This is a genomic window from Shewanella halotolerans (genome assembly GCF_019457535.1).
Lineage (GTDB): Bacteria > Pseudomonadota > Gammaproteobacteria > Enterobacterales > Shewanellaceae > Shewanella > Shewanella halotolerans.
In genome coordinates this window covers 2,718,308-2,741,591 of sequence record NZ_CP080417.1, presented here as the reverse complement: position 1 = coordinate 2,741,591, position 23,284 = coordinate 2,718,308, and the positions used below count along the sequence as shown (strand labels likewise).

The 23,284-nt window shown below is 52.9% G+C and carries 17 protein-coding genes and 1 riboswitch; of the genes, 12 read left to right on the top strand and 5 right to left on the bottom strand.

Going from position 1 to position 23,284, the window contains the following annotated elements; all coding sequences use genetic code 11:
• Positions 1-315: 315 nt before the first annotated feature.
• From nagZ to K0H81_RS11705, 3 genes are all read left to right on the top strand, one after another.
• Positions 316-1,329: a beta-N-acetylhexosaminidase gene (gene nagZ, locus K0H81_RS11715; protein WP_220058446.1), complete on the top strand. Its 1,014-nt coding sequence runs from the start codon at positions 316-318 to the stop codon at positions 1,327-1,329.
• Positions 1,330-1,404: 75 nt separating this feature from the next.
• Positions 1,405-1,947, top strand: coding sequence for an alpha/beta hydrolase YcfP (ycfP, locus tag K0H81_RS11710; protein WP_220058445.1), 543 nt, complete (start codon positions 1,405-1,407; stop codon positions 1,945-1,947).
• Positions 1,948-2,503: 556 nt separating this feature from the next.
• Positions 2,504-2,773 carry an acylphosphatase gene (locus K0H81_RS11705; protein WP_144198777.1) on the top strand — a complete coding sequence of 90 codons (270 nt, stop codon included), beginning with the start codon at positions 2,504-2,506 and terminating at the stop codon, positions 2,771-2,773.
• Positions 2,774-2,801: 28 nt separating this feature from the next.
• Here the strand turns inward: K0H81_RS11705 and K0H81_RS11700 are convergent, their stop codons facing one another.
• The 3 genes from K0H81_RS11700 to K0H81_RS11690 all read right to left on the bottom strand — a co-directional run bounded on the left by K0H81_RS11700 (position 2,802) and on the right by K0H81_RS11690 (position 7,872).
• Positions 2,802-3,740: a peptidoglycan binding protein CsiV gene (locus tag K0H81_RS11700; protein ID WP_220058444.1), complete on the bottom strand. Its 939-nt coding sequence runs from the start codon at positions 3,738-3,740 to the stop codon at positions 2,802-2,804.
• Positions 3,733-7,215, bottom strand: a complete 3,483-nt coding sequence (gene mfd, locus K0H81_RS11695) for a transcription-repair coupling factor (protein ID WP_220058443.1) — start codon at positions 7,213-7,215, stop codon at positions 3,733-3,735. Before mfd ends, K0H81_RS11700 begins: the two co-directional genes overlap by 8 nt.
• 75 nt (positions 7,216-7,290) lie before the next feature.
• Positions 7,291-7,872, bottom strand: coding sequence for a hypothetical protein (locus K0H81_RS11690; protein ID WP_220058442.1), 582 nt, complete (start codon positions 7,870-7,872; stop codon positions 7,291-7,293).
• A gap of 95 nt (positions 7,873-7,967) precedes the next feature.
• On the opposite strand from K0H81_RS11690, the gene K0H81_RS11685 reads away from it, so the two are divergent.
• From K0H81_RS11685 to lolE, 3 genes are read left to right on the top strand one after another with little or no spacing between them, the layout of a single operon-like run.
• The gene (locus K0H81_RS11685) at positions 7,968-9,200 is read left to right on the top strand and encodes a lipoprotein-releasing ABC transporter permease subunit (RefSeq protein WP_220058441.1); all 1,233 of its coding nucleotides are present in this window, start codon (positions 7,968-7,970) and stop codon (positions 9,198-9,200) included.
• Between the two features lie 3 nt (positions 9,201-9,203).
• On the top strand, positions 9,204-9,905 hold the full coding sequence (lolD, locus tag K0H81_RS11680) for a lipoprotein-releasing ABC transporter ATP-binding protein LolD (RefSeq protein WP_220058440.1): 702 nt from the start codon (positions 9,204-9,206) through the stop codon (positions 9,903-9,905).
• The gene (gene lolE, locus K0H81_RS11675; protein WP_220058439.1) at positions 9,902-11,155 is read left to right on the top strand and encodes a lipoprotein-releasing ABC transporter permease subunit LolE; all 1,254 of its coding nucleotides are present in this window, start codon (positions 9,902-9,904) and stop codon (positions 11,153-11,155) included. The genes lolD and lolE overlap by 4 nt, the downstream gene beginning before the upstream one ends.
• Positions 11,156-11,182: 27 nt before the next feature.
• Here the strand turns inward: lolE and K0H81_RS11670 are convergent, their stop codons facing one another.
• Complete coding sequence (locus K0H81_RS11670; RefSeq protein WP_220058438.1) at positions 11,183-12,538, bottom strand: diguanylate cyclase domain-containing protein; 1,356 nt, start codon at positions 12,536-12,538, stop codon at positions 11,183-11,185.
• A gap of 341 nt (positions 12,539-12,879) precedes the next feature.
• The gene (locus tag K0H81_RS11665; protein ID WP_011865435.1) at positions 12,880-13,386 is read right to left on the bottom strand and encodes a DUF2062 domain-containing protein; all 507 of its coding nucleotides are present in this window, start codon (positions 13,384-13,386) and stop codon (positions 12,880-12,882) included.
• Positions 13,387-13,417: 31 nt separating this feature from the next.
• On the opposite strand from K0H81_RS11665, the gene K0H81_RS11660 reads away from it, so the two are divergent.
• The 6 genes from K0H81_RS11660 (at position 13,418) to K0H81_RS11635 (ending at position 23,271) form a co-directional block, all read left to right on the top strand.
• Positions 13,418-15,712, top strand: a complete 2,295-nt coding sequence (locus K0H81_RS11660) for a DNA internalization-related competence protein ComEC/Rec2 (RefSeq protein ID WP_220058437.1) — start codon at positions 13,418-13,420, stop codon at positions 15,710-15,712.
• Between the two features lie 34 nt (positions 15,713-15,746).
• Positions 15,747-17,561 (top strand): lipid A export permease/ATP-binding protein MsbA, encoded by a 1,815-nt coding sequence (msbA, locus tag K0H81_RS11655; protein ID WP_220058436.1) that lies wholly within the window; start codon positions 15,747-15,749, stop codon positions 17,559-17,561.
• A 5-nt stretch (positions 17,562-17,566) separates the two neighbouring features.
• Positions 17,567-18,583 (top strand): tetraacyldisaccharide 4'-kinase, encoded by a 1,017-nt coding sequence (lpxK, locus tag K0H81_RS11650; RefSeq protein ID WP_220058435.1) that lies wholly within the window; start codon positions 17,567-17,569, stop codon positions 18,581-18,583.
• Position 18,584: 1 nt separating this feature from the next.
• Positions 18,585-18,764, top strand: a complete 180-nt coding sequence (locus K0H81_RS11645) for a Trm112 family protein (protein ID WP_011865439.1) — start codon at positions 18,585-18,587, stop codon at positions 18,762-18,764.
• 220 nt (positions 18,765-18,984) lie between these two features.
• On the top strand, positions 18,985-19,704 hold the full coding sequence (locus K0H81_RS11640) for a BUD32 family EKC/KEOPS complex subunit (protein ID WP_220058434.1): 720 nt from the start codon (positions 18,985-18,987) through the stop codon (positions 19,702-19,704).
• 341 nt (positions 19,705-20,045) lie between these two features.
• Positions 20,046-20,131, top strand: a riboswitch (cyclic di-GMP riboswitch).
• Between the two features lie 71 nt (positions 20,132-20,202).
• Positions 20,203-23,271 carry an Ig-like domain-containing protein gene (locus tag K0H81_RS11635; protein WP_220058433.1) on the top strand — a complete coding sequence of 1,023 codons (3,069 nt, stop codon included), beginning with the start codon at positions 20,203-20,205 and terminating at the stop codon, positions 23,269-23,271.
• Positions 23,272-23,284 lie beyond the last annotated feature (13 nt).

The window sequence follows — 23,284 nt, the reverse complement described above, 5'->3', positions numbered from 1 at the left end:
GTGATTTTAGGCCAATTTAATTATTCATGCCTGAAGGGGCGTTAATGTCGCCCCGTTGTGCTAACCTTGCGAGCACATTAAGATTGTCAATTATTAAGTATCCCATACTTTTGTCGCAGCTTTCGCATTAGTTTTTTTCAAGAATTAGTTTCGCATTAGGCATACTATTGCTAATCGCAGAGGGCTGAGGAAAGCTGCCCGAAGGTTTGTGGTTTTATCAATTGTATACAAAAACTTAGGCGATTTTACCTTGCTAAGTATTTGTTAATCATCGGCGTCGATAAAACTGATTTAACAGTTTTTCTAGGGGGAGTTGTGAGTTATTTAATGATGGATTTGTTATCCACCGAGATGAATGCACAGGAGCAAGTGCAGTTGATGCATCCCATGGTCGGCGGGCTGATATTGTTTTCCCGCAACTATCGAGATCGTGACCAGCTCTGCGCCTTGGTGGCCTCGGTGCGTGCCCTTAGACCCGATCTGCTTATCGCCGTGGATCATGAAGGCGGGCGGGTACAAAGATTTATTGATGGCTTTAGTAAGATTCCCGCCATGGGCGACATACTGCCAGCGGCCAAGCAAGACCTTCAATTAGCCAAGGGCTGGGCGAGGGAGCTTGGTTTTCTCATGGCCGTTGAATTGCTGGCCTGTGATATCGACTTAAGTTTTGCCCCTGTGCTGGATCTGAACGGCATCAGTCAGGTGATCGGCACCCGCGCCTTTAGCGATAAGCCCGATGAGGTGATAGCCCTGGCCGATGCCTTCATTCAAGGGATGCAGGATGCGGGCATGGCCGCCGTGGGTAAGCATTTCCCTGGTCATGGCAGCGTGGCGGCGGACTCCCATATTGCCAAGCCGGTGGATGAGCGTAGCGAAGCTGAGATCCGCGCCCTGGACATGGTGCCCTTTGCGCATCTCATGGGGGCGAAGCGATTACAAGGGGTGATGCCGGCCCACGTGATCTATCCTAAGGTCGACCCCAATCCCGCGGGTTTTTCCTCCTATTGGCTTAATCAGGTGCTGCGTGATGAGCTCAAGTTTGATGGGGTGATTTTCTCCGACGATCTCGGCATGAAGGGGGCTGGCGTGGTAGGTGGCTACCCAGAGCGGGCCCGGGCCGCTATTAAGGCGGGTTGTGACATGATCTTGCTGTGTAATGACAGTCAGGGCGTCAGCGAGCTGTTAATCTCGTTTGAGTGGCCTGAGCAAGGTCCACAGGTGCCGGCGCGTAAACTGCTGGCCAACAGACCTCAAGTTGCCAAGGCGCTGGAGGATGAATCTCGTTATCTGGCGGCAAGAAGGATAGCAGAGCAGATCTGTATGGGCTAAATTTGATGTAGCGCAACAACAGCCTATGATGAGTTAGCTAAAGTTAATATTCACATACAGTTAGCAGGTAACAGGATGATCCTCTATTTCCACGGTTTTGACGCCACCAGTCCAGGTAATCATGAAAAAATGCGCCAGCTGCAGTTTGTCGACCCCGACGTAAGGCTGATCAGCTACAGCACGCTTCACCCCAAGTACGATATGCAGTATCTGCTTAACGAGGTGAGTCGTCAGTTAACCCAGAGTGACGATCCCGCGCCTCTGGCAATCGGTGTCGGCCTCGGCGGCTATTGGGCCGAGCGGATAGGTTTTCTCAATGGCCTTAAGACCGTGATGATCAATCCTAATCTGCATCCGGAAGACAATATGCTCGGCAAGATAGACAGACCGGAAGAGTATGCCGACATCGCCAGCAAGTGTGTCAGTCAGTTTAGGGAGAAACACAAGGGCCGGGGTATGTGTATCCTGTCTCGCCAGGATGAGGTGCATGACAACCAGGCGGTGGCCAATACCTTAGCGCCTTTCTATCCCATCGTCTGGGACGAGGAGCAGCGCCATAAGTTTCCTTCGCTGGCCGCGCATCTCGCCGAGATAAAGGCCTTTAAAGAGCAGCAGTAAGGTGATTCGAACCTATCAAGGAGCCAACTGGCTCCTTTTTTTATGTGCAGATGCTAGATGTGCAGATACTAGTGACGGCAAAGCGGCCCGATACTGTGGTCTGATAAAGCCGTCTGACTCCTATATATGTACTAAAAAAGAACGGCTTTGCCTCGGGAACGACGTTAACGAAAAGCCTTGCTGCTTTGGATAGAAGCCTCGCTGGTCGAGAGGAGGCGATTAGGGCGTTTTTCTGCAGTGTATTGATCGCCATTTTTCAGGGGCTTATGGTGAGTAAGCGATAAAAAGTGGTCGAATATCCTGAATTTAGGTCGAAGCTGAGCGTAAGTGGTTAACAATTTTTGTTATTCAAATCTAGCATAGCTTATCCCTTTTATGATACAAAGTGATACATATTGCTACATGATGGTCTTACAGACCTTTTCCCAGTTTGCGTATGTCGCCCGATGCAGCTAACCACTTTATTAGTTAGCTGTTTTTTTTGTCTATTTTTTGCCCATCCCCCAAGTTTAGGTTATCTTCAAAGGGTTAGATCGATAAGAAGAACGAGGCGCAGATGAAGCGGGTATTATTGACAATATCGGGAAAGGTTCAGGGCGTGTGTTTCAGGCGATACAGCCAGCTGAAAGCCAATGAATTGGGGCTGACGGGGTATGCCAAAAACCTGGAAGACGGCAGGGTGCTGATTTTATTGCAGGGAGGCAGCTTAGCTGTCGATCGTTTCATCGCCTGGAGTGAGCAGGGTTCGCCTCAGGCTGTAGTGGATAATGTGCTGGTGGAGGAAGACGAGGCAGATGAGATCTACCTCGATTTTTCTGTCTATTAGCTATCTGTTTTCTAAATAGCTATTTAGCTTAATTCTGCGGGACCACGTTTGGCTGGCTCACCTCGAGGGTGCGCTCGCCGGGCTGTTCCATCTTTCTGATCTGTAAGATCATCCCCATATTAGGGTGATCGAAATAATGGATTTCGTCACTCTTCACACGTTTATTCTGCGTCATATAGATGTTGTACAGATATGGCACCTGGCTCAATACCGTCTCATCCTCAAGTTGTGGCTGCGTTTTATTACCAGCCCTGTGTAGGGTTAGCGCCGTTTCCACATAGAGGTAATGGTTCAGATAGATGTTGAGCGTACCATCCAGTTCCCAGATAGGGGCCGCCTGCTTCTCCTCGAAATTCAGATCGAAGTTAAACTGCGGAATGCCGCTAGTATCACTTTGGGGCGCCGCGTTCACCGCGTAGCCATCCTCATTGAAGCGATCTGAGAAATCTTCACCGCCGTAGAGACGCACGGGTTTCGCCTGATGACGGGGCAGCATAGATTGTTGCCAGGTCATATGCAGCAGGCTCTTGTGTCCGGCTTCGCGCTTTAAGGTGGTAATTATCTCCCCAAACTGCGACTGGGAATCGGCCAATAAGACGGTGCCGGCACCTAAGGTGGCATATTGCGGGGTTGGCGCGCCTATGATGCTAGGGATCTGGCTGGGGTGAGTCACCTGCGCCTGTTGCAGCTGTCTGTCGCAATCTTCTGGCGTTTCCAGCCACTGCTGGGCGCTGCAGCCCTCGAGGCCGAGGCTGGCACCGGTAATATCCGTGGCAAACAGCGGCGAGATCATGTCTATCGGTTGACGCGTGTGACGATTGCCTGGGCTTGCCAAGGTTTCTTCCAATTGACCTCCCTGACGCTCAAACAGGTAAACTTCCACCTCAAACCAACGCTCGTTATCTGCCCAGACGGCGCCGGATAGTGAGGCAAGGGTGGTCACCAATAAAAGACTCTTTTTAAACACGCGGTTCTCCAAGGCGATGTTGCATGAGTTGAGAGATGATCAGGGATAACAGGGCTAACCTATCCTTGTCTGTCTCTGTCGGCATCAAGAATTTTAACTTACTTGGGCCGTCCATACGATAATTTTGTGGCTGACTCTGTAATAGTCCGATGATAAAGCCAGGATCTACACAGTGATCGTTATTAAATTCCAGGCTACCGCCCTTGGGGTGCATCTCTATCTTGGCGATGCCGAGCGCCGTTGCCTGATGTTTGAACAGCGAGACTTCCATCAGGTTCTTGGTGGCCTGAGGCAAGAGGCCGAAGCGATCGATCAGCTCGACCTTTAATTCGTCCAGTGCCTGGGCGGTGGCGCAGTTGGCGATACGCTTATAGAGCGACAGGCGGATGTTAACATCGCCCACATAATCTTCCGGCAGCAGCGCTGGGATCCGCAGGTCAATCTCACACTGTCCCCTGAGCATCTGATCCAGCGAAGGCTCCTTGCCCTCCTTGAGGGACTTCACCGCATCTTCCAGCATCTCCATGTAGAGGGTAAAGCCTATTTTGGAGATATGACCGCTCTGCTCATCGCCCAGGAGTTCACCCGCGCCGCGGATCTCGAGATCTTGAGTCGCCAGCATGAAGCCTGCGCCGAGATCTTCCAGCGCGCCAATGGCCTCCAGACGCTTGATGGCATCCTTGGTCATGCGTTTTGGATGGGGCGTCATCAGATAGGCGTAGGCCTGATGATGTGAGCGCCCCACACGCCCCCTGAGCTGGTGCAGCTGCGCCAGGCCGAAGTTATCGGCTCGCTCTATGATGATGGTGTTGGCGCTGGGCACATCGATGCCCGTCTCTATGATGGTGGTACACACCAACACATTGTATTTCTGGTGATAGAAGTCAGACATCACCTTTTCAAGGTCGCGTTCTCTCATTTGACCATGGGCGGTGACAACTCGCGCCTCGGGCAGTAGCGCCTCTATCTCCCGGGCGCGCTTCTCTATGGTCTCGACACTGTTGTGGAGAAAATAGACCTGGCCGCCCCTTAAGATCTCACGCAGCAGTGCCTCGCGCACCGTGGCATCATCATATTCGCGCACGAAGGTCTTAACCGCCAATCGCTTGGCTGGCGGCGTGGCGATGATGGAGAGATCGCGCATGCCAGACATCGCCATGTTGAGGGTACGCGGGATAGGGGTAGCCGTCAGGGTCAAAATATCAATATTGGCGCGCAGGGCCTTGATCTTCTCCTTCTGACGCACGCCGAACCTGTGCTCCTCGTCGATGATAAGCAGGCCTAAGTTTTCAAACTTGGCCTCAGACTGCAGCAGTTTATGGGTACCGATAACGATATCCACCTGGCCAAGCTCCAGCTGCTTGAGCACCGCCTGTTGCTCCTTGGCGGTCTTAAAGCGTGACATCACCTCTATCTTGATGGGCCAGTCGGCAAACCTGTCTTTGAAGTTTTCATAGTGCTGCTGAGCAAGTAGCGTGGTAGGTACCAAGATGGCCACCTGTTTGCCGTCGTTGACCGCAACGAAGGCGGCGCGCATCGCCACCTCAGTCTTACCGAAGCCGACGTCGCCACACACCAGACGATCCATCGATATGGGGCTACACATGTCGGTGAGCACGGCATCGATGGCGGTTTCCTGATCTACCGTCTCTTCGAAGGGGAAGCTGCCGGCAAACTGAGCGTACTCTTCGCGATCTAATCGGCAGGCCTCACCGGGGCGGGCCTGACGGCGGGCGTAGACATCTAAGAGTTCGGCGGCCACGTCGCGGATCTTCTCGATCGCCTTGCGTTTTTCTTTGGTCCAACTCTCGTTGCCCAGCTTGTTGAGCTGCGGTGCATCATCGGCGCCGACACTGTACTGGCTGATGAGGTTGAGGGAGGCGACGGGCACATAGAGTTTATCGCCACCGGCGTATTCCAGTTTCAGGTACTCGGCGACCAGGCCGCCAGTGTCCAGGGTTTCCAGTCCCTGGTAGAGGGCGACGCCGTGATCCAGATGGACTATAGGTTGACCGACTTTGAGCTCGGCCAGATCCTTGATGAGCGCATCCTGGCTTACCTGACGCTGTTTATCGCGACGGCGTTGCTGGGCGATGCGCTGGCCAAACAGCTCGGTTTCACACACCAGTGCCCAGCTAGGGCCCTTCTTGGGGTGATAGATGGCGCCTTGAGATAGCGGCGCGACGATTAAGCCAAAGGGCTGAGGCTTATGGCTGAAGCTCTCCAGATGGTCCAGCAGCGCAGGTTTAATCTCTATCTTGGCCAGCAGTTCCAGCAGCGCCTCGCGGCGGCCTTCCGATTCAACGCAGAATAAAATTGGCGTGCCGCCATCGGCAAATTCTTTAAGGCTGATAAGTGGCTGCTTCAACTTATGGTTAGCGGCGATACTGGGCAGCGCCTCGATCTGCGCCGCAACGCTGGTGCCTGTTGCCTCATCGCCCTTGACCAGGAAGCGCGGCAGATGCTTAAAGGCCTCGAAGACCTGTTCGGTCAGCAGGTAGAGATCCTTTGGCGGTAGCAGTGGCCTCAGGGGATCGACCCGGCGGTTCTCATAGCGCTGGTTTATCTCCTGCAGGTGGTGTTTGGCAGCATTCTCAAGATCGCCCACCTGCACCAACTGGCACTCGCCGGGCAGATAGTCGAACAGGCTCGCTGTCTCGTCGAAGAAGAGGGGCAGGTAGCTCTCGATCCCGGCGGGCATCACCTTGCGGCTCACCATCTGGTAGATGGACTCCGGCTCTTTGACCACTACCTCAAACTGGCGGCGGTAACGTTGGCGAAACCCTTCGATGGCGGCGTCATTGGTCGGGAACTCCTTGGCCGGCAGCAGGCGAATCGACTCGATCTCTCCGCTGGAGCGTTGGGTTTCCGGGTCAAATTCGCGGATCGACTCGACCTCATCATCGAACAGCTCGATGCGATAGGGGCTCTGGGCGCCCATGGGGAAGAGATCTATGATAGAACCGCGCACGGCAAACTCGCCATGCTCATACACCTGCTCTACGTGATGATAGCCGGTATTGACCAGCTGGCTGCGCACTGCTTCCAGGGGATAGTTGTCGCCCTTGCTGAGCAGCAAGACGTTGCCGGTTAAGAATGATTGCGGCGGCAACTTCACCATCAGGGTGCTCATGGGCACGATCACCAGGCTATGGCCGGCGCTTGGGATCCGCGATAGGGTCTCAAGCCGTTGAGATACCAGATCCTGATGGGGCGAGAAGCTGTCGTAAGGCAAGGTCTCCCGGTCGGGGAACAGCATCACGGGGATCGATTTTGGCGCTATCAGGTAGCCTAGCTCTGCCTCTAGCCTGAGCGCGCTTGGCGTGTCTGGCGTCACTACTAAGGTCATGCCGCTATACTGCTCGCACAGCTTAGCCAGGCTTATCGCCTGGGCGGCACCGGTTAACTGGCTCAGGGTTTGGGGCGACTTAACCCCTTTGACTTTAGGTGGTGTGAGGATGGAAAAAGCATTCATGAAAACAGACTAAGGCCAACAATCGACAATGATGCGGCCATTGTAGAGACTTAGCCCCGTCAGTGCCAGTGAAAACTAACTCTGGTCTTGTTGCTGTTTTTTGCGTTGTTGTAATTGTTTTTGTTGAATATTCAGGCTGGCTTTGACCAGTTGCTCGACATCCTCATCGAGAATTTGAATAAAGCTGAGTTCGCAGTTGAAACCACCTTCAGAGGCCTCATCGTCACAGCGGGTGCACTCACCGATGCAGAGGATGGCGATAAGCGCCTCCCTGATATGTAGTGTGATGCGATAGCGCTCCCCGGGCACCAATTTTGTGGGGCTTTGGAGATGTATGCCACTGCCGCCAAAATGCAGGCCGTTGCAGCGCTCGCCCTCGTGGGGCTGCTGTTCGAGCACATGTTGCAGCACCAGGTCTATCTTGCGCGACTGTAGCTTGAGGTAATCCACCACGGTGCGGGCCTCATCATCAAGGTGCCTGAGCTGGAGTAGACAGTCGGCTTCCATCGCCTTGACTTCGCTGATGAGTTGCATGCCTAGTGGCAGCATGCTTCTGAGTTCATGGTCGTCGGGCAGCGGCTGCTCCTTAGGCCAGGGCGATAGGTAAGCGGCGAACCCATGCGCGACGCTAAAATAGGAGTTTGATTGGCTGTTCAACGGATTGCCTCTTGTTTTTAAGGTGCTATTCCCCCTATTATCGTGCCCATCTTAATGATTTATCAAGGCTCTGACGTAAAGAGACCCTGCCAAACATGAATTTAGCGTTATCTTGGACCATAGGTTATCGGTACTGGCGAGCACGTAAGGCCAATCCATTTGCCTCATTTATTACCCTGTTTGCCGTGTCGGGGATCTTGCTCGGGGTGGCGGCCCTGATCATCGTCAGTTCTGTGATGAATGGCCTGGAGGGACAGCTCAAGCAGCGCATTCTTGGCGCAGTGCCACAGCTGACGGTGCACAGCGAGCAACACCTTGGTAACTGGCAAGATGTCGCCAATACCTTAATCGATGGTAAGCAGATCCTAGCTATGAGTCCGAGCGTGGCCACCCAGGCCATGTTACAGGCGCCGAGCAACATTAGCGCAGTGCAGGTTTATGGTATCTATCCCGAGCTTGAAAAAGACAATCTGGCCCGTCTGAACCGTCACTTCAACGGCTCTCTCGACAGTCTCGAGGCGGGCAAATACCGCATTATCATAGGCGCCGAGTTGGCGCGTCGTCTGGATGTGAAACCCGGCGATAAGATACGTGTACTCAGTGGCGATGGGGTGGTTTATTCGCCGTTGGGGCCGGTGCCGAGCCAGCGTAAGTTTATCGTAGCCGGGGTGTTTGAGATGGGATCTCAGGTGGATGCGAGCCTGGCTTACGTGCATCACGAGGATGCACTGCGTCTGATGCGCAAGTCCCCCAATGAGATCAAGTCGCTGCGCCTCTATCTGGCCGATCCCTTCAAGGCGAGCAAGTTGGCATCTAAGGTTGAAGCCGCGTTTGAGGCGGCCGGTGACAGTGTGACCACCAGTGATTGGCGCGAAAACTATGGTCATCTCTTCTCTGCGGTAAAGATGGAGAAGAACATGATGTCGTTGATGCTCAGCCTTATCATCGCCGTGGCCGCCTTTAACATAGTATCAGCGCTGGTGATGATGGTGGTGGATAAGACCACAGACGTTGCCGTGCTCAAGACCCAAGGCCTGACCACGGGGAGCATCATGGGGATCTTCATGATCCAGGGCTCACTCAATGCCGTTTTAGGCTTGGTGGGCGGCCTGGCTATCGGCGTGCTGGCCACATTAAACATCAATACACTCTTCTCGATGCTTGGCATTCATGTGCTCGGGGCGGGTCAACGCCTGCCGGTACAGCTCGAGTGGGGACAGTTGTCCCTGATCGTCGTTGGCACCCTGGCTATCACATTTTTAGCGACCGTTTATCCCGCACTACGGGCGGCTAGCGTACAACCTGCCACAGCTTTAAGGTATGAATAATCTATGACCCAACAGGATAACTCTTTGTTACTTCAAGTCAGTAACGTCAGTAAACGCTACCACGAGGGGAGCATAGATACTCAGGTGCTGAGCGGCGTTAATCTCAGTATCGCCAAGGGTGAGCAGGTGGCTATTATTGGCAGTTCTGGCTCGGGTAAGAGTACCTTGCTGCACATCATGGGCACGCTGGATAAACCCAGCAGTGGTCAGGTGATGTTTAACGGGGAAGATCTCTACCAGCTTTCCCCCTCGCGTCAGGCGGCGATCCGCAACCAGGAGCTGGGATTTATCTATCAGTTCCATCATCTGTTGCCCGAGTTTACCGCCCTTGAGAATGTGGCCATGCCAGGGCTCATTCAAAAGCGCCCGCGTCAGGAAGTCGAGCTGGAGGCTAAAGAGCTACTTAGTCGTGTGGGTCTTAGCCACCGACTACATCATACCCCGGCGGAGATGTCAGGTGGCGAGCGCCAACGCACCGCGATAGCCAGGGCGCTGATCAATCGTCCTAAGTTGGTATTGGCCGATGAGCCAACGGGCAACCTGGATGCTGCCAGCGGCGATAGCGTCTATGAGCTTATCCGAGAGCTGGGTAGCCAGCTGGGCACGGCCTTTGTGGTGGTCACCCATGATCCTAAGCTTGCCGCGCGCATGGACAGGCAGCTGAAGATGCAAGATGGGCAGTTAAGCGCCTGGGAGATGGCATGAGAGAGAGACTCGCCTTCTGGGTAGGCTGGCGCTTCTACATGGCGCGTCAGTCCAATCGTTTCATCAGCTTCATCTCCTTTGCCTCTACCGCAGGCATCGCCCTGGGGGTCGCCGTGTTGATCACTGTGCTGTCGGCCATGAACGGCTTCGAGAAGGAGCTTGAGCAGCGCCTGCTGGGCGTAGTGCCCCATGGTGAGCTGACCGGGGTAAATGAGCCTTTGCATGACTGGCCGCAGATTGCCGAGGACGCCAAGAAGATCCCCGGTATTATCGCCAGCGCGCCATTTGTGCGTATTCAGGGCCTGATCCAGAAGCCCGGCGGTTTTCAGGGGCTAACGGTTATCGGCATCACGCCGGAATTAGAAGCAAAAGTTTCAAACATAGATGATTTCATGCCGGATACGGCTTGGCAGGCACTGGCCAGCAAAGAGAACAGTATCGTCCTGGGTAAGGGGCTGGCCAATGCGCTGGGGCTGTCGCTGGGTAACACTCTGAGCCTCTACACGCCAAACCTTGCCAGTCAGTCTGCGGGACGCGGCCTTGGTTCGGCCAAGAGTCATCAGTTTAAGGTGGCGGGAATTTTCGAGCTTGGCGGCGAGCTGGATCTGACTACAGCCTACATCTCGCTGGATTATGGCGCCGAGCTGTTGGGGCTGGGGGATGGCGTGAGTGGGATCCGCATCAAGGTGGATGATGTCTTTGCCGCGCCGCAGCTGATCCGCACCTTGGGCTATAGCCAGTCGCAATATATGTACCTTTCCGATTGGACTCGTACCCAAGGCCATCTCTATCAGGACATTCAGCTGGTACGCGCCGTGATGTATCTGGTGCTGGCGCTGGTGATCGCCGTGGCCTGTTTTAATATCGTCTCGACATTAGTGATGGCGGTACGTGACAAGCAGTCGGAGATCGCCATCTTGCTGACCATGGGGATGGCCAAGGCCACCATCATGGGGATTTTCGTGGTGCAGGGCGCGCTAAATGGCCTGTTGGGTTGCTTGATTGGTGCGGGACTGGGGATCACCCTTGCGCTGAATCTCAGTGCTATCGCCAGCGGTATCGAGCAGCTGTTTGGCGTGCAGCTCTTATCGGCCGATGTCTATTTCATCGACTTCTTACCCTCACAGCTACATCTTTTGGATGTGGCGCTGGTGGTGTCTCTGGCCCTGGTGATGAGCCTATTGGCGACTTTATACCCCGCTTGGAAGGCGAGTCGTATCCATCCCGCCGAGGCATTGGCTGGGCGATAGGACTAGGTCGTAAATTTAGATGAGTCTTTAGCGACTTTCCCGGTAGGCGCGTTTTTGTTGATACATCCGCTTGTCGGCATCTGAGAGCAACTCTTTGATGTCGGCATTCTGACCCTCATAGGTCGCATAGCCTATGCTGAGTGAGGGCGTCAGTTGTTGTGACTGCCAGCTAAAGGGCTGGGATTCTATCGCCTGGGTGATATGCGCCATGATCTCCTCGATTTCCTGCATGTCGGTAAGCTCATAGAGCAAGATCAGAAACTCATCGCCGCCAAATCGGGCGACGGAGCCCTTAATACCAACCACTGTCACAAGACGATTGGCGATATATTTTAGCAACTCATCGCCCGCCTCATGCCCCAGCTCGTCGTTAACCCCTTTAAAGTCGTTGAGATCTATGTTGAGCAGGGTAAAAGGGGGCTGATTTGGTTTGTTCATCAGACGGTCGAGTTCGTTGATGATGAAGCGCCGATTAGGTAGGTGGGTCAATTCATCGTGCAGCGCCGCCCTGTGGGTGTGCTGATAGTTGCGAAACAGGAGTAGCATCAGCATATATAAGGTAAAGGCCGCAATCGTACCTATACCGCCTATGCCCAGGCGCAGCTGGCCGATGCGTTCGAGATTCTCGATATGAAACCTTGCTGCCATATTCCAGGTGGCGCTGGGTAACTTGATGGGGTAGATCACATCAGCATTGTCGAAGATGCTGGCATCACCGTAGAAAACCTGTTCGGGTTCGTTGGCGGTGATCTGTTTCTTGATGGCGATATCGCCGCCCTGAAACTGGGTGATCCCTGTGTCATGGAGTAACAGGTTATAGTTCATCACTACGCTCACCCCGCCCCAGTATTGGGTGTTTTTGGGGTAGTCGGCGAAGATAGGGTAGCGTGCGATGAGTCCCAATCCGCCTTGCACTAGATTTACCGGGCCGGCGATATACACCGACTGCTGCTCCTTGGCCAGTAACACTGTCTTTAGCTGGTTTGGCTGGGTGCGAAAATCGAAGCCAACGGCCGCTTCGTTGCCCTCTAGGGGATAGACTAGCGAGATAATGTTGTTCGGCGCGATGGCGACATTGCGCACGTATTGCGCCTTGTCGAGTAATTTAGCGGCGATCACATGCCAGTTTTTCATGGCAAATTCGGGATCTATGGTCACCACTGTGGCCAGGCTATCGGCCAGATAGGTGTCTTTGTAGATGGTGGCCTCGAAGTTAAAGCGGATCAGCGCCAGATTTTTGCGCAGGTTTTCCTCTTCTTGCTGGATCTCATTGTCGACAAAGTATTTTGTTAGCGCACTGATGGTGATCACTGAGGCGAGCAGAAACAAGCAGGAGAGCAGTGCGAAGATCGCAACATGTTTTCTATTTGAATTTAAGTGCATGGCCTTCCTGCATTTTTTGTGATTATTCTAACGAGCGACTTCATCCAAGGCATGTCTTTTCTGTAGATACAAAGCGTCAACTTTGTGATCAACTTGTTTATTCTATCTTAAGTTTCTCTTAGATGCGAAGTGGCAATTGCAGCAGCTCATGCTGCAGTAGGCGCAATGCGTGGTGTGATCGGCGAAAATAGCGCGATGATTTGGTTAACAAAAGCTTATCGCCGTGACAGCCTGGCTAAGTTTCAATGCCAGACTTAGCTCAATACTCGATAGTAAGAGCCTGTGGGGGCTTATGATCAGATCAAAGGCGGCAGGCTGCAGGCGATGGGCAGAGTAGTTCGCTACTTAGTGCGATTCTTCCACTTGAACAGGATAGAGTATTTCCACAGGTTGTGGACGACAAAGTAACCCACGGCGGAAAAGATGATCCCAAACACCAGACAGCCGAGCAAAAACGGCGGGCCTATAGTGAAGAGTGAGGCCTCGATCCATTGCCAGCTGGCTTCGAAGGCAAATTCTTGGGGAGGGTGGTTGAGTAGTTTGGCGCCAAAGAGGTAGGCGGCATAGAACATAAAGGGCATGGTGACAGGGTTGGTGACCCATACCAAGGCGACGGCGACAGGCAAGTTACAGTTGAACAGGATTGCCAGCGCTGCAGCTAATACCATTTGAAATGGCATGGGGATCCAGGCGACAAACAGGCCGACCGCAAAGGCGAGGGGAGCGGAGCGTCGATTCAGGGCCCAAAGGTTAGGCTTGTGGAGCAGCTTACCGAACATCTGCAGGTGCTTATGATTCTGCAGCGTCTCAGGCTTGGGCATATATCGTTGAATGAATTTTTTTGGCATAGCTTAGTGTTGCAGTCTTAAATTATTCATTATGAATCGATTCATGTTTGGCTTTTGTGCCACGCTCATCTCCGCGCTGCTTTGGCCTACCTTGCCAACCTTTCCCCTTGCATGGGCCGTCTTGGTTATTGCCGTCGTCATGCTGAAATGGTCGAAATTATTGGCCGGTAGCCTTCTGGCTATAGCTTGGATGAGTCTATTTTGCCACCAACTTTTGGTTTTTACGCCTGATAAATCGAGCGAGCTGCCATCAGTAAGGGGCGAAATCATATCACTAGTTTATCGAAACGGCGACTGGATAAATGCCGATATTCGTATATTAACGGACCATCCTTTTCATTTTCCTGACAAATATTTACGCTTACGTTGGCAAAGCGAACAAAAAGTCGCCATAGGTGAAGTGTGGCAATTCACGCTTGCCCCAAAGCCCATCACCAGTGTGCTTAACCAAGGAGGATTTAATCAGCAGGCCTATCTGCTCTCGAAGCACATCATAGGCAAGGGCAGAGTCATTGCGGCCAAGCGCCTGTCACCACCACAGGGCATGCGGGCGAAACTACTGACAAAGTTGCGCCGGGATCTGGCCTCACTGGCTAATGGCGATTTGATGCTGGCGCTCATGCTGGGCGATAAACAGCAGATAAGCGATGCACATTGGCAGGGGCTGAGGCAAAGTGGCACAGGACACCTGGTAACCATCTCAGGGCTGCATCTGTCTGTGCTAGCGTTCTGGGTGATGGGGCTGGGTGGCTATCTGTTAGGGCGGCTCACTCCTCGTCTGGGACTCGGTAATCGTCAGGCCATCGCTCTGGTGGCGCTGGTTTGCTGTGGTTTTTATGCCTTTCTCGCCGGACTAGGACTGCCGACCCAGCGGGCGCTGATCATGTTGGTGATGGTGATCCTGCTTGGTCTAATCCGCCGTTACGCATCGCCCTTCGAGCGGCTGTTATGGGCACTTTTCATCGTACTGCTGTTGGACCCTTTAAGTATCCTCGGCGCCGGGCTTTGGCTCTCTTTTGGTGCGCTCGCCATCATTCTCTGGTTTACGCAATCATGGCCTGCGCCTGACGAGCGCTTATCAAGCTGGCAACGGCTGAAATGGCGTCTTAAGCAGATGTGGCAGATCCAGTGGCGCCTGAGTCTATCGCTTGGCTTGCTGCAAGGGCTATTGTTTGGCGGCTTTGCGCCCTACGCGTTGATATTTAACCTTATCTTCGTGCCTTGGTTTAGTCTGGTGGTGATCCCCCTAAGTTTCATGGCGCTGATAACCTGGATAATCGGCACTTATCTCGGCGTGCCCGTTAGCCTGCCGCTTTATCTGTTGGATCTTGCCATTTCACCCATGACTCTTTCGTTCGATTGGCTGGGGGAGCTACCGCTTCACTGGCTGCCAGCCTCGATGCAGCTGGTCTCAGCCTTAATGTTTGGCCTGCTTGGGCTTATCCTTTGGCGACTCGCCTCAGGCACCTGGCGCTGGATGATCCCTGTGTTGTTCATGCCCCTGTGTCTCTGGTTTTTACCACAGAGATTGACGGACCCTAAAAGCTGGCAGGTGCACCTGCTTGATGTCGGGCAGGGACTCAGCCTGGTGGTTGAGAAACAGGGGCGGGCATTGATCTACGACACAGGCGCGGCCTTCGGTGAGCATTTTAGTTATGCACAGAGGGCAATAGTGCCCTTCTTGTACTACCGCGGCATAGGTGAGCTGGACTATCTGGTGCTCAGCCATGGGGACAACGATCATGCCGGCGGCGCCGATTATCTGTTAAGGCACTACCCAAGGGTGAAGCTGGTGACAGATCTCAGCTATCCTGGCGCTATCGACTGCCGTCCTAAAAGCCTCAACTGGCAGGGGTTAAGCCTTGAACTCTTGGGCCCGCGTGAGCCGCAGCAAGGTAATAACGGTTCCTGTGTTGTGCGGATAAGTGACGGTGGGCGAAGTGTACTCATCCCCGGAGATATCGAGAGTGAGGGTGAGCAGTCACTCCTGACCCAGAGCGCCGAGGTTGACAGCACAGTGCTAATCGCGGCCCATCACGGCAGTAATACCTCATCGAGCGGGGCCTTTATTCGGGCAAGCGCGCCCGATATCGTGCTCTATGCCGCCGGATTCAATAATCGCTATGGCTTTCCCAAGGCTGAGGTGGTGAGACGTTTTCGCGACCAACGCGATCAAAAGGTGCTTCAATACAGCACGGGGGATAACGGTCAGCTGAGTTTAAAACTGGATGAGCAGGGCATTACCGTACTGGGCTATCGCCGGGATCTGGCGCCATTTTGGTACAATCAACGCTTTGAATTTGGTGAGTTTGGCAATCCAGAGTAGAATACGCTTTTTTGCACCTACGATAGAATCCTGAATGACAAATTCTTCGAAAAGTGAAGTTGGCAGCGTTTTTCTCAGACTGCTCACTTATCTTGTCCCGCTCAAAGGGGTGTTATTTTTGTCTGTGTTCGGCCTAGTGCTTTACGGCTTGGTGGACGCAACCTTTATTTATTCAATTAAACCTTTTATTGATCAAGGTTTTGCCAGCAATGTGCCGACCACGCCTGGCTTGGTTGAAGGGGTCGACCTTGGCATGGGCGGCGGCTTTAACTCCGACAGCGACGTGCTCAAGACCGCGCCTTTCGTGGTGATTGGCCTGTTTACCCTGAGGGGCCTGGCTAACTTTCTCTCCACCTATGGGATCTCATACATCAGCGCGCGCATGATCATGGATATGCGTCAGCAGGTGTTTGAGCATTACCTGAGACTGCCGGTGAGCTATATCGACGCCGAAAGCAGTGGCAACTTGATCTCCCGGGTTACCTTTGATACCGAGCAGATCGCCAGGGCATCTGGCAGTGCGCTGATCACCATAGTGCGTGACGGTATCACAGTGATCGGCATGCTGGGGGTGATGTTCTATAACTCCTGGAAACTCTCGCTCTGTATTCTGATTGTCGGGCCCCTTATCGGCTTGGTAATTGCCGTGGTTAGCCGTAAATTCCGCAAGGTCTCTAAACAGATCCAGACCGCCATGGGCGGCGTGACCTCAGTTACCGAGCAGATGATCAAGGGCCATAAAAACGTGTTGGTCTTCGGTGGTCAACAGGCTGAGTCACAACGTTTCGCTAAGGTGAACGACGATAACCGCTCGCGCACCATGAAACTGGCTCTGGCTCAGGCGATCAGTCAGCCCTTGGTGATGGTCATCGGCTCACTGGCGCTGGCCTTTGTGCTTTATGCGTCGAGCCTTGAGAGTATGCGCGCCGACCTTACCGCAGGTACCTTCGCCACTATCTTGGCGGCCATGCTCGCCATGTTGCAGCCTATCAAGAGTCTGACCCGCGTCAACGCCGAGTTTCAGCGTGGTATCGCCGCCTGTAGCACCATTTTTGCCGTGTTAGATACCCCGGCCGAGGTGGATGACGGCACCTTCGAGACCAAAAGAGTCGAGGGCCGCCTAAGCTTCGATAAGGTCAACTTCCGCTACAACAATCAGGAAGGCTTGGCGTTAAAAGAGGTGGATTTTCAGGTTAATCCGGGTGAAACCCTGGCCCTGGTGGGACGCAGTGGCTCGGGTAAGTCGACCATTGCCAGCCTGATCACCCGCTTCTATTCGGATCTCGACAGCGGTGATATTCGCTTGGATGATGTCAGCCTGAGAGATTATAAGCTGGCGGCGCTACGCCGTCAGGTGGCATTGGTGTCACAGCAGGTCACGCTGATCAACGATACCATAGCAGCGAACATCGCCTATGCCTATCCGGGCGAGGTCACCGAGGAGCAGATCATCGATGCGGCTAAGCTCGCTAATGCCTGGGAGTTTATCAGCAAGATGCCCGAGGGGATCTATACCCAGGTCGGCGAAAACGGCGTCATGCTCTCGGGTGGTCAACGCCAGCGTATCGCCATTGCCAGGGCGATACTGCGCGATGCGCCTATCTTGATCCTCGATGAGGCAACCTCGGCGCTGGATACCGAGTCGGAGAAGGCTATTCAGACGGGTCTGGATAACCTGAGACAGAATCGCACTTCGATCGTGATCGCTCACCGTCTGTCGACCGTCGAAAATGCCAATCAGATCTTGGTGGTGGATCAGGGTAAGGTGGTCGAGCGCGGCACCCATAGCGAGCTACTTGCCAAGCAGGGGATCTATTACAACCTGTACCAGATGCAGTTTGGTAGCTAAGCACAATGCAGGCGTTGGTTAATCGTCTTTGGTATGACAGGCAGGCCGGTGTTCACTGGCTGCTTGTACTGTTGCTTCTGCCTCTAAGTGGCTTGTTTTATCTGCTGACAAGTCTCAGGCGACAGCTGTTTCGTTTGGGGCTTAAGTCAAGCGCGCGGCTCAATGTGCCTGTGATTGTGGTGGGTAACATCACGGTCGGTGGCAGCGGCAAGACCCCCACGGTTATCTATCTCATCGAACTGCTTCGCCGTAATGGCTATCGCCCTGGGGTGATCAGCCGCGGCTATGGCGTCGAGTTTTCCGGCTGTAAGCGGGTTATCGCTGGCATGCCAGCCAATGAAGTAGGCGATGAACCGGCAATGATAGTGGCCCGCACCCAGGTGCCTATGGTGATAGGTAGCGATCGCGTGGCGGCGGCTAATGCCTTGCTGGATTGGCAGGCGGTGGATGTGATCATCAGCGACGATGGCTTGCAACATTATCGACTCGAACGGGACATCGAGATCTTAGTGCTCGACGGCAAACGTCGTTTCGGCAATGGTCTGCTGTTACCTGCCGGACCGTTGAGAGAAGGGCGCTGGCGTCAAGGCTGCGTCGACTTTACCTTAGTCAATGGCGAGTGTGGCGGTCCTGAAGAGTATGAGATGGCGTTGGCGCCTGGCAACTGGCGCAGCGTGGCTGATGGCGAGGTCGTTACAGCTAATGTGGACAAGAGTCATGAGAGTGTGGCTATCGCCGGGATAGGTAATCCGCAGCGATTCTTCGATACCCTTAGCGAGATTGGGGTTCATCCAATTGGTCAACATGCTTTTGACGATCATCAAGCCTATAGCCTCGAAGCCATAGAGACGGTTGCGGCGGGTCGGGGCGTGCTAATGACAGAGAAAGATGCGGTTAAATGTCGCGAATTTGCAAAGTCTAACTGGTGGTATTTGCCGGTAGATGCCAAGATAGCACCAGAATTTGAACAGCAATTGTTAACGCTGCTAAAGCGGCGCGAAAACGTACAACAAGGAAATTAACATGGCGTTTGATAAGAAACTTTTAGAGATAGTTGCCTGCCCTGTGTGTAAGGGTAAGCTTGAATATGACAAAGCTAATCAGCAGCTTATCTGTAAGGCCGACCGTTTGGCCTATGCCATTAACGAAGGGATCCCTGTACTGCTTGAAAACAAGGCGACCCCTTGGAACGAAGAAGCGTAGCTCGTTTTTTTTCTATTAATTGTCGCGCTTCGCTTTAGTCGTAGCTTATCGCGCGGCAAGCTAGAGACGTGCCGATCGGCACGTCTTCTGGTTTATCTTCACTTTTTTATCTTCAAGCCAAGTTGCTGTCGCTCATAGTTTCCCCGCTCAGGTCCTCGAAGATTGCATTTGTCTTAGCTTGCACACATAATCCCTTTTCACTTTTACCGGAGTACCTTGTGTGACTGTTTCTAGCCTTCAACATGTGATTGATAAACTGCTTGTCGAAAATCAGGGCGAACGAATAGTCAGTTTCGAGCATCAAGGCCGCAAGTATTGGCTTAAACAGTCAGAACGCCTTACCGGCGCCATGCGTTGGCTAAAGTCGCAGCCCCAAGCGGCGTTGCAACTCGAGATCTCAACCCTCACTCAACTCGCCAAGCGAGGTGCACCTGTGCCCGAGCTGGTTGCCAGTGGCGATGGTTTTCTGGTGGTGGCCGACGTGGGCATGCCCGTCAATGGCTGGTTAAATGCCGATATCTCAGAGGCCGAGAAGCTTAAGATATTGCAAGATAGTGCCACTGGGTTAGCGCATCTGCATCTTAAAGGCTTGGCTCATGGCAGACCTGCGCTTAGGGATATCTGCTGGGAAGAGGGAGATGTTGCCTTTATCGATTTTGAGGCGAATCAGCAAGACAGTGACATGCATAGGCAGCAGATCAGAGATCTCCTCGTCTATATCCACAGCCTGTATCGTTACATAGGGCCCCATCCTGAGATCGCCGAGCCCGTCATTGCAGCCTATCGCGCCGCGGGGGGAGAATCACTCTGGCAGGCGTCCAAGCAAGAGATGGCTAAATGGCAATGGCTAAACTATCTAATCGCACCGCTTAGATCTATCGGCGGTAAAGATCTGCGCCCCGTCTATTGGCTACTGCGCCACTTTAAACAAACCCTCTAATCTTCCATTTATCTCCTATTTGCCATATCTCATACAGTCATTTCTGTGCCATTTCGACGCTATCGCTTTCACTTGATGGCTGCATATGTTACATCGCGGCATTTCTATCTATTGGTTTCCTTGATGGTAGTTTATTTGACTGTTTTACGGATCTGACATCGAGTTTTACGCCAGCAACCGCTGTTTTGGTAAATTTTATCCACTCATTGTGTATTGATTTCCATAGGGTTTTAAATATTGGTTAAAAAATGATCAATTTTTGGTTGGGCTTCGCTTAAATTAATTGCTAGAATGCCCGTGTTCTCTGGGCTGTAGCAGCTTAGAGGTTTAGTTCGAAAGCACTCTCGAAACGGCAAGCATTAAGTAATTAATGTACGCAAAGCCACAGGCCCTAATTGCATAGCAAAAGGGTGGCTGGGTTACCGAATGAGCGTTGATAGAGCCTAGTACTTGTACTTGGAGCTTTCGAAGTGATGTTGACTTTGAGAGGTCCAAGTTATGAGTTCAGTTCATTGCGCAGCTGCGCGTACCGATTCTACTTTCCTGAAAACCTTTGGTTTGGGCCTATTGGGCGCAGGCCTGTTGTCGGTGTCGGCTATCATGCCTGCAGATGCCGGCACTCATGGTGAACAAACCTCTGCGGCGGCACAGGCTAAACGTGATGCCAAGCAACAGGCTCGTCTCACTCACAAGGCTGAACTTGAAACTCAGACGCTGCAACTTTCAGCAGTTACCGCGCAATACCTGGATGCCACCAAGTCTAATGGTGCATCTCATGCCTCTAACACGGCGCTTTATCAGCAACTTGAAGCGCTGGTGGCGGCTAGACAAGTAAAACAGCAATCGCTCATCGCACTCGATCCTTTCAGCGTCGTTTCTTCTGTATTGCCTATGGCAAAGCGTCGTGGCTTGCCCGCCGAGATTCAAGCCAAACTAGCCCAAAAAAAGGCGATCAGCGGTGAGCTGGAAATGGTCTATGAAGATTTTGATGACGCAGGTGAAAATCGTCTGCAGTACATGGTGCGTACCGAAACTGGTCTGGTTAAATTTTTCTTGGCTTCGGGCAGTTCAAAGGCACAGGCTAATCAATTACAACCCGGTGCAAAGGTTCGTGCAGAAGGCTGGCTATTTGGCGGCGATGAGGCAGGCGATGCCTTAATTGGCGATCTGGAAGTGCTTGCCCTAACCGATGGCAACACAGTTTCTTCTTCGGGCACCGGCGCTGCGCTTTCTCTTACCGATACCACAGGTGAACAACGCACCTTAGTACTGCTGGTTAATTTCCAAGACAATCCCCAACAGCCTTGGACACTGGCCGAAGTACAGCAGATGGTATTTGGCAAAGTCAATGATTTCTATCGCGAGGCTTCATACGGTCAAACTTGGTTAAGTGGCGATGTAAAAGGTTATGTAACGCTGCCAATCAACAGCACTTGCGACTATTTCGGCATGGACAGCTACGCGCAGCAGGCGGCCCGCGACAGCGGTATCGACGTCAGCCAGTATCAGCGTCTAGTCTATATGATGCCTCAAAACAGCAGCTGTGGCTGGCGTGGCCAGGGTACAGTGGGTGGTTCACCTTCGCGTGCCTGGATTAACGGCGAGCTAAATTTGATGACTATCGGTCACGAACTGGGTCATAACCTGGGACTCAAGCACGCTAAAGAGCTTAACTGTGGTAGCGGTTATCTCAGCGATACTTGTGTCGAGATCACTTATGGCGACACTCTGGATATCATGGGTAAGTCTGAGGGGCACTTTAACCTCTTCAATAAGGCGCGTTTAGGTTGGCTGAGTGAGTCTCGTGGTGAAATCGCAACAGCCGATGCCGATGGTACTTATCGTCTTGAGCCGTTAGTGGGTGATTCACAAGGTGGTGCTAAGGGATTAAAGGTACGTCGTGGTACCGATAGCCTGACTGGTGAGCCATTATGGTATTACCTAGAGTATCGTCAAGCACAAGGTTTTGACAGCTTTATGGCTGGTAAAGCGGTTACTGAAGGCGTATTGGTACACCTAAATAGCAGTGCACAAGATATCGAAAGCAGCCAGCTACTGGATATGACACCAAAGAGTTCACTCTATGACCTGGATGATGCGGCGCTTCAGGCAGGTTATAGCTATAGCGATGACACTGCTGGTGTAACTATTACCACAGAGTCGGTAGATAATGCTGGTGTTGACGTTACCGTGGCCTATTCAGGTGGCACATGTGTACAGGCTAATCCTACACTTGCGCTTTCTCAAAACAGTGATTGGGTTGCACCTGGTACAGCCGTTACTTACAGCGCAACTGTAACCAACAAGGATAGCTTAGAGTGCGGTGATTCTCAGTTTAGTGTTAACGTTCAGGTACCCGCTAATTGGAGTGCTAGCAGTGCAAGTCTAAGCCTGGCTCCCGGCGCCACAGCTAATGTGAGCTTTAGTGTCGTTTCGAGCGTCGATGCCAACGACGGTTTCTATGACCTAGATGTCACTGCGCAAAATGCACAAGATAGCAATTTAGTAGCTACCGGACTGGTTAGCTATGTTGTTCAGGCTCCAGTTGCACAGTGTGTGTTAGCAGCGCCTCAGTTCGTACTGACCAACAACAGCAGCGGTGAGGTTGCACCTGGTACAGGCGTGGTTTACCAAGGCACAGTGACTAACCTAGACAGCGATAGTTGCGATGCGAGCGACTTTAATCTGGCAGCCAATGTGCCTGCGGGTTGGTCGGCAACTGCAACTAAGGTGAATCTTGCTCCTGGTCAAAGCCAGAACGTCAGCCTAACAGTGACTTCTAGCCTAAGCGCAGCCGACGGACAATTTGATTTCAATCTGATTGCTAGCAATGGTCAGAATGCGGGACTACAAAGCAGTGCGAATGCCAGCTATACGGTTCTTGATCCTGCCAAGCAATGCACTCTGGCTCAACCAGGTGTTAGCGTGAGTGGTGGCGCAGGTGAATATGATGCGGGTAGCCTGGTACCCTATACAGTGACAGTGACAAACCAGAATGCTGACAGCTGTGCCGATGCCGTGTTTGCGATCAGCGCAACCGTACCTCAGGGCTGGAACGCCAACGGGGCGACCGTTAGCCTAGCAAGTGGTCAAAGTACGAGTGTAGTGGTGAGTGTTAGCTCTGCGCAGTCTGCGACAGCAGGTGCCTATGGTCTGGGCTTTAGCGCGGCAGACAAGAGCGACAATCGATATCAAGCAAGCGCACAGGCACAGTACAAGGTGGCTCAGCAAGCGAATACAGCACCGGTTGCGGTAAACGACAGTGCATCGGTATCTAGCGGTTCATCAGTCATCATCGCTGTGCTGAGCAATGACAGTGACCCTGAAGGTGATACCTTAACTGTGGTTAGCGTGACTCAAGGTAGCAAAGGTAGCGTAACCTTGCTGGCCGATGGTAGCGTGAAATATACACCGGGTAAGCGTTTCAAGGGTAGCGATAGCTTTAGCTATACCATTAGCGACGGTGAGCTAACGGCGACGGCGACAGTGACCATAGGTCAGAGCAGCGACAGCACTGGTGGCAATACCGGTGGCGGTACTGGCGGCAAAGGTAATGGTAAGAAGTAAGCTATACCAATAA

Coding starts and splice junctions, on each gene's coding strand:
- K0H81_RS11645 (WP_011865439.1), top strand. CDS start 18,585: ATGGCGTTTGATAAGAAACTTTTAGAGATAGTTGCCTGCCCTGTGTGT.
- K0H81_RS11660 (WP_220058437.1), top strand. CDS start 13,418: ATGAATCGATTCATGTTTGGCTTTTGTGCCACGCTCATCTCCGCGCTG.
- K0H81_RS11705 (WP_144198777.1), top strand. CDS start 2,504: ATGAAGCGGGTATTATTGACAATATCGGGAAAGGTTCAGGGCGTGTGT.
- lolD (WP_220058440.1), top strand. CDS start 9,204: ATGACCCAACAGGATAACTCTTTGTTACTTCAAGTCAGTAACGTCAGT.
- ycfP (WP_220058445.1), top strand. CDS start 1,405: ATGATCCTCTATTTCCACGGTTTTGACGCCACCAGTCCAGGTAATCAT.
- mfd (WP_220058443.1), bottom strand. CDS start 7,215: ATGAATGCTTTTTCCATCCTCACACCACCTAAAGTCAAAGGGGTTAAG.
- K0H81_RS11665 (WP_011865435.1), bottom strand. CDS start 13,386: ATGCCAAAAAAATTCATTCAACGATATATGCCCAAGCCTGAGACGCTG.
- K0H81_RS11685 (WP_220058441.1), top strand. CDS start 7,968: ATGAATTTAGCGTTATCTTGGACCATAGGTTATCGGTACTGGCGAGCA.
- lpxK (WP_220058435.1), top strand. CDS start 17,567: ATGCAGGCGTTGGTTAATCGTCTTTGGTATGACAGGCAGGCCGGTGTT.
- msbA (WP_220058436.1), top strand. CDS start 15,747: ATGACAAATTCTTCGAAAAGTGAAGTTGGCAGCGTTTTTCTCAGACTG.
- lolE (WP_220058439.1), top strand. CDS start 9,902: ATGAGAGAGAGACTCGCCTTCTGGGTAGGCTGGCGCTTCTACATGGCG.
- K0H81_RS11670 (WP_220058438.1), bottom strand. CDS start 12,538: ATGCACTTAAATTCAAATAGAAAACATGTTGCGATCTTCGCACTGCTC.
- K0H81_RS11635 (WP_220058433.1), top strand. CDS start 20,203: ATGAGTTCAGTTCATTGCGCAGCTGCGCGTACCGATTCTACTTTCCTG.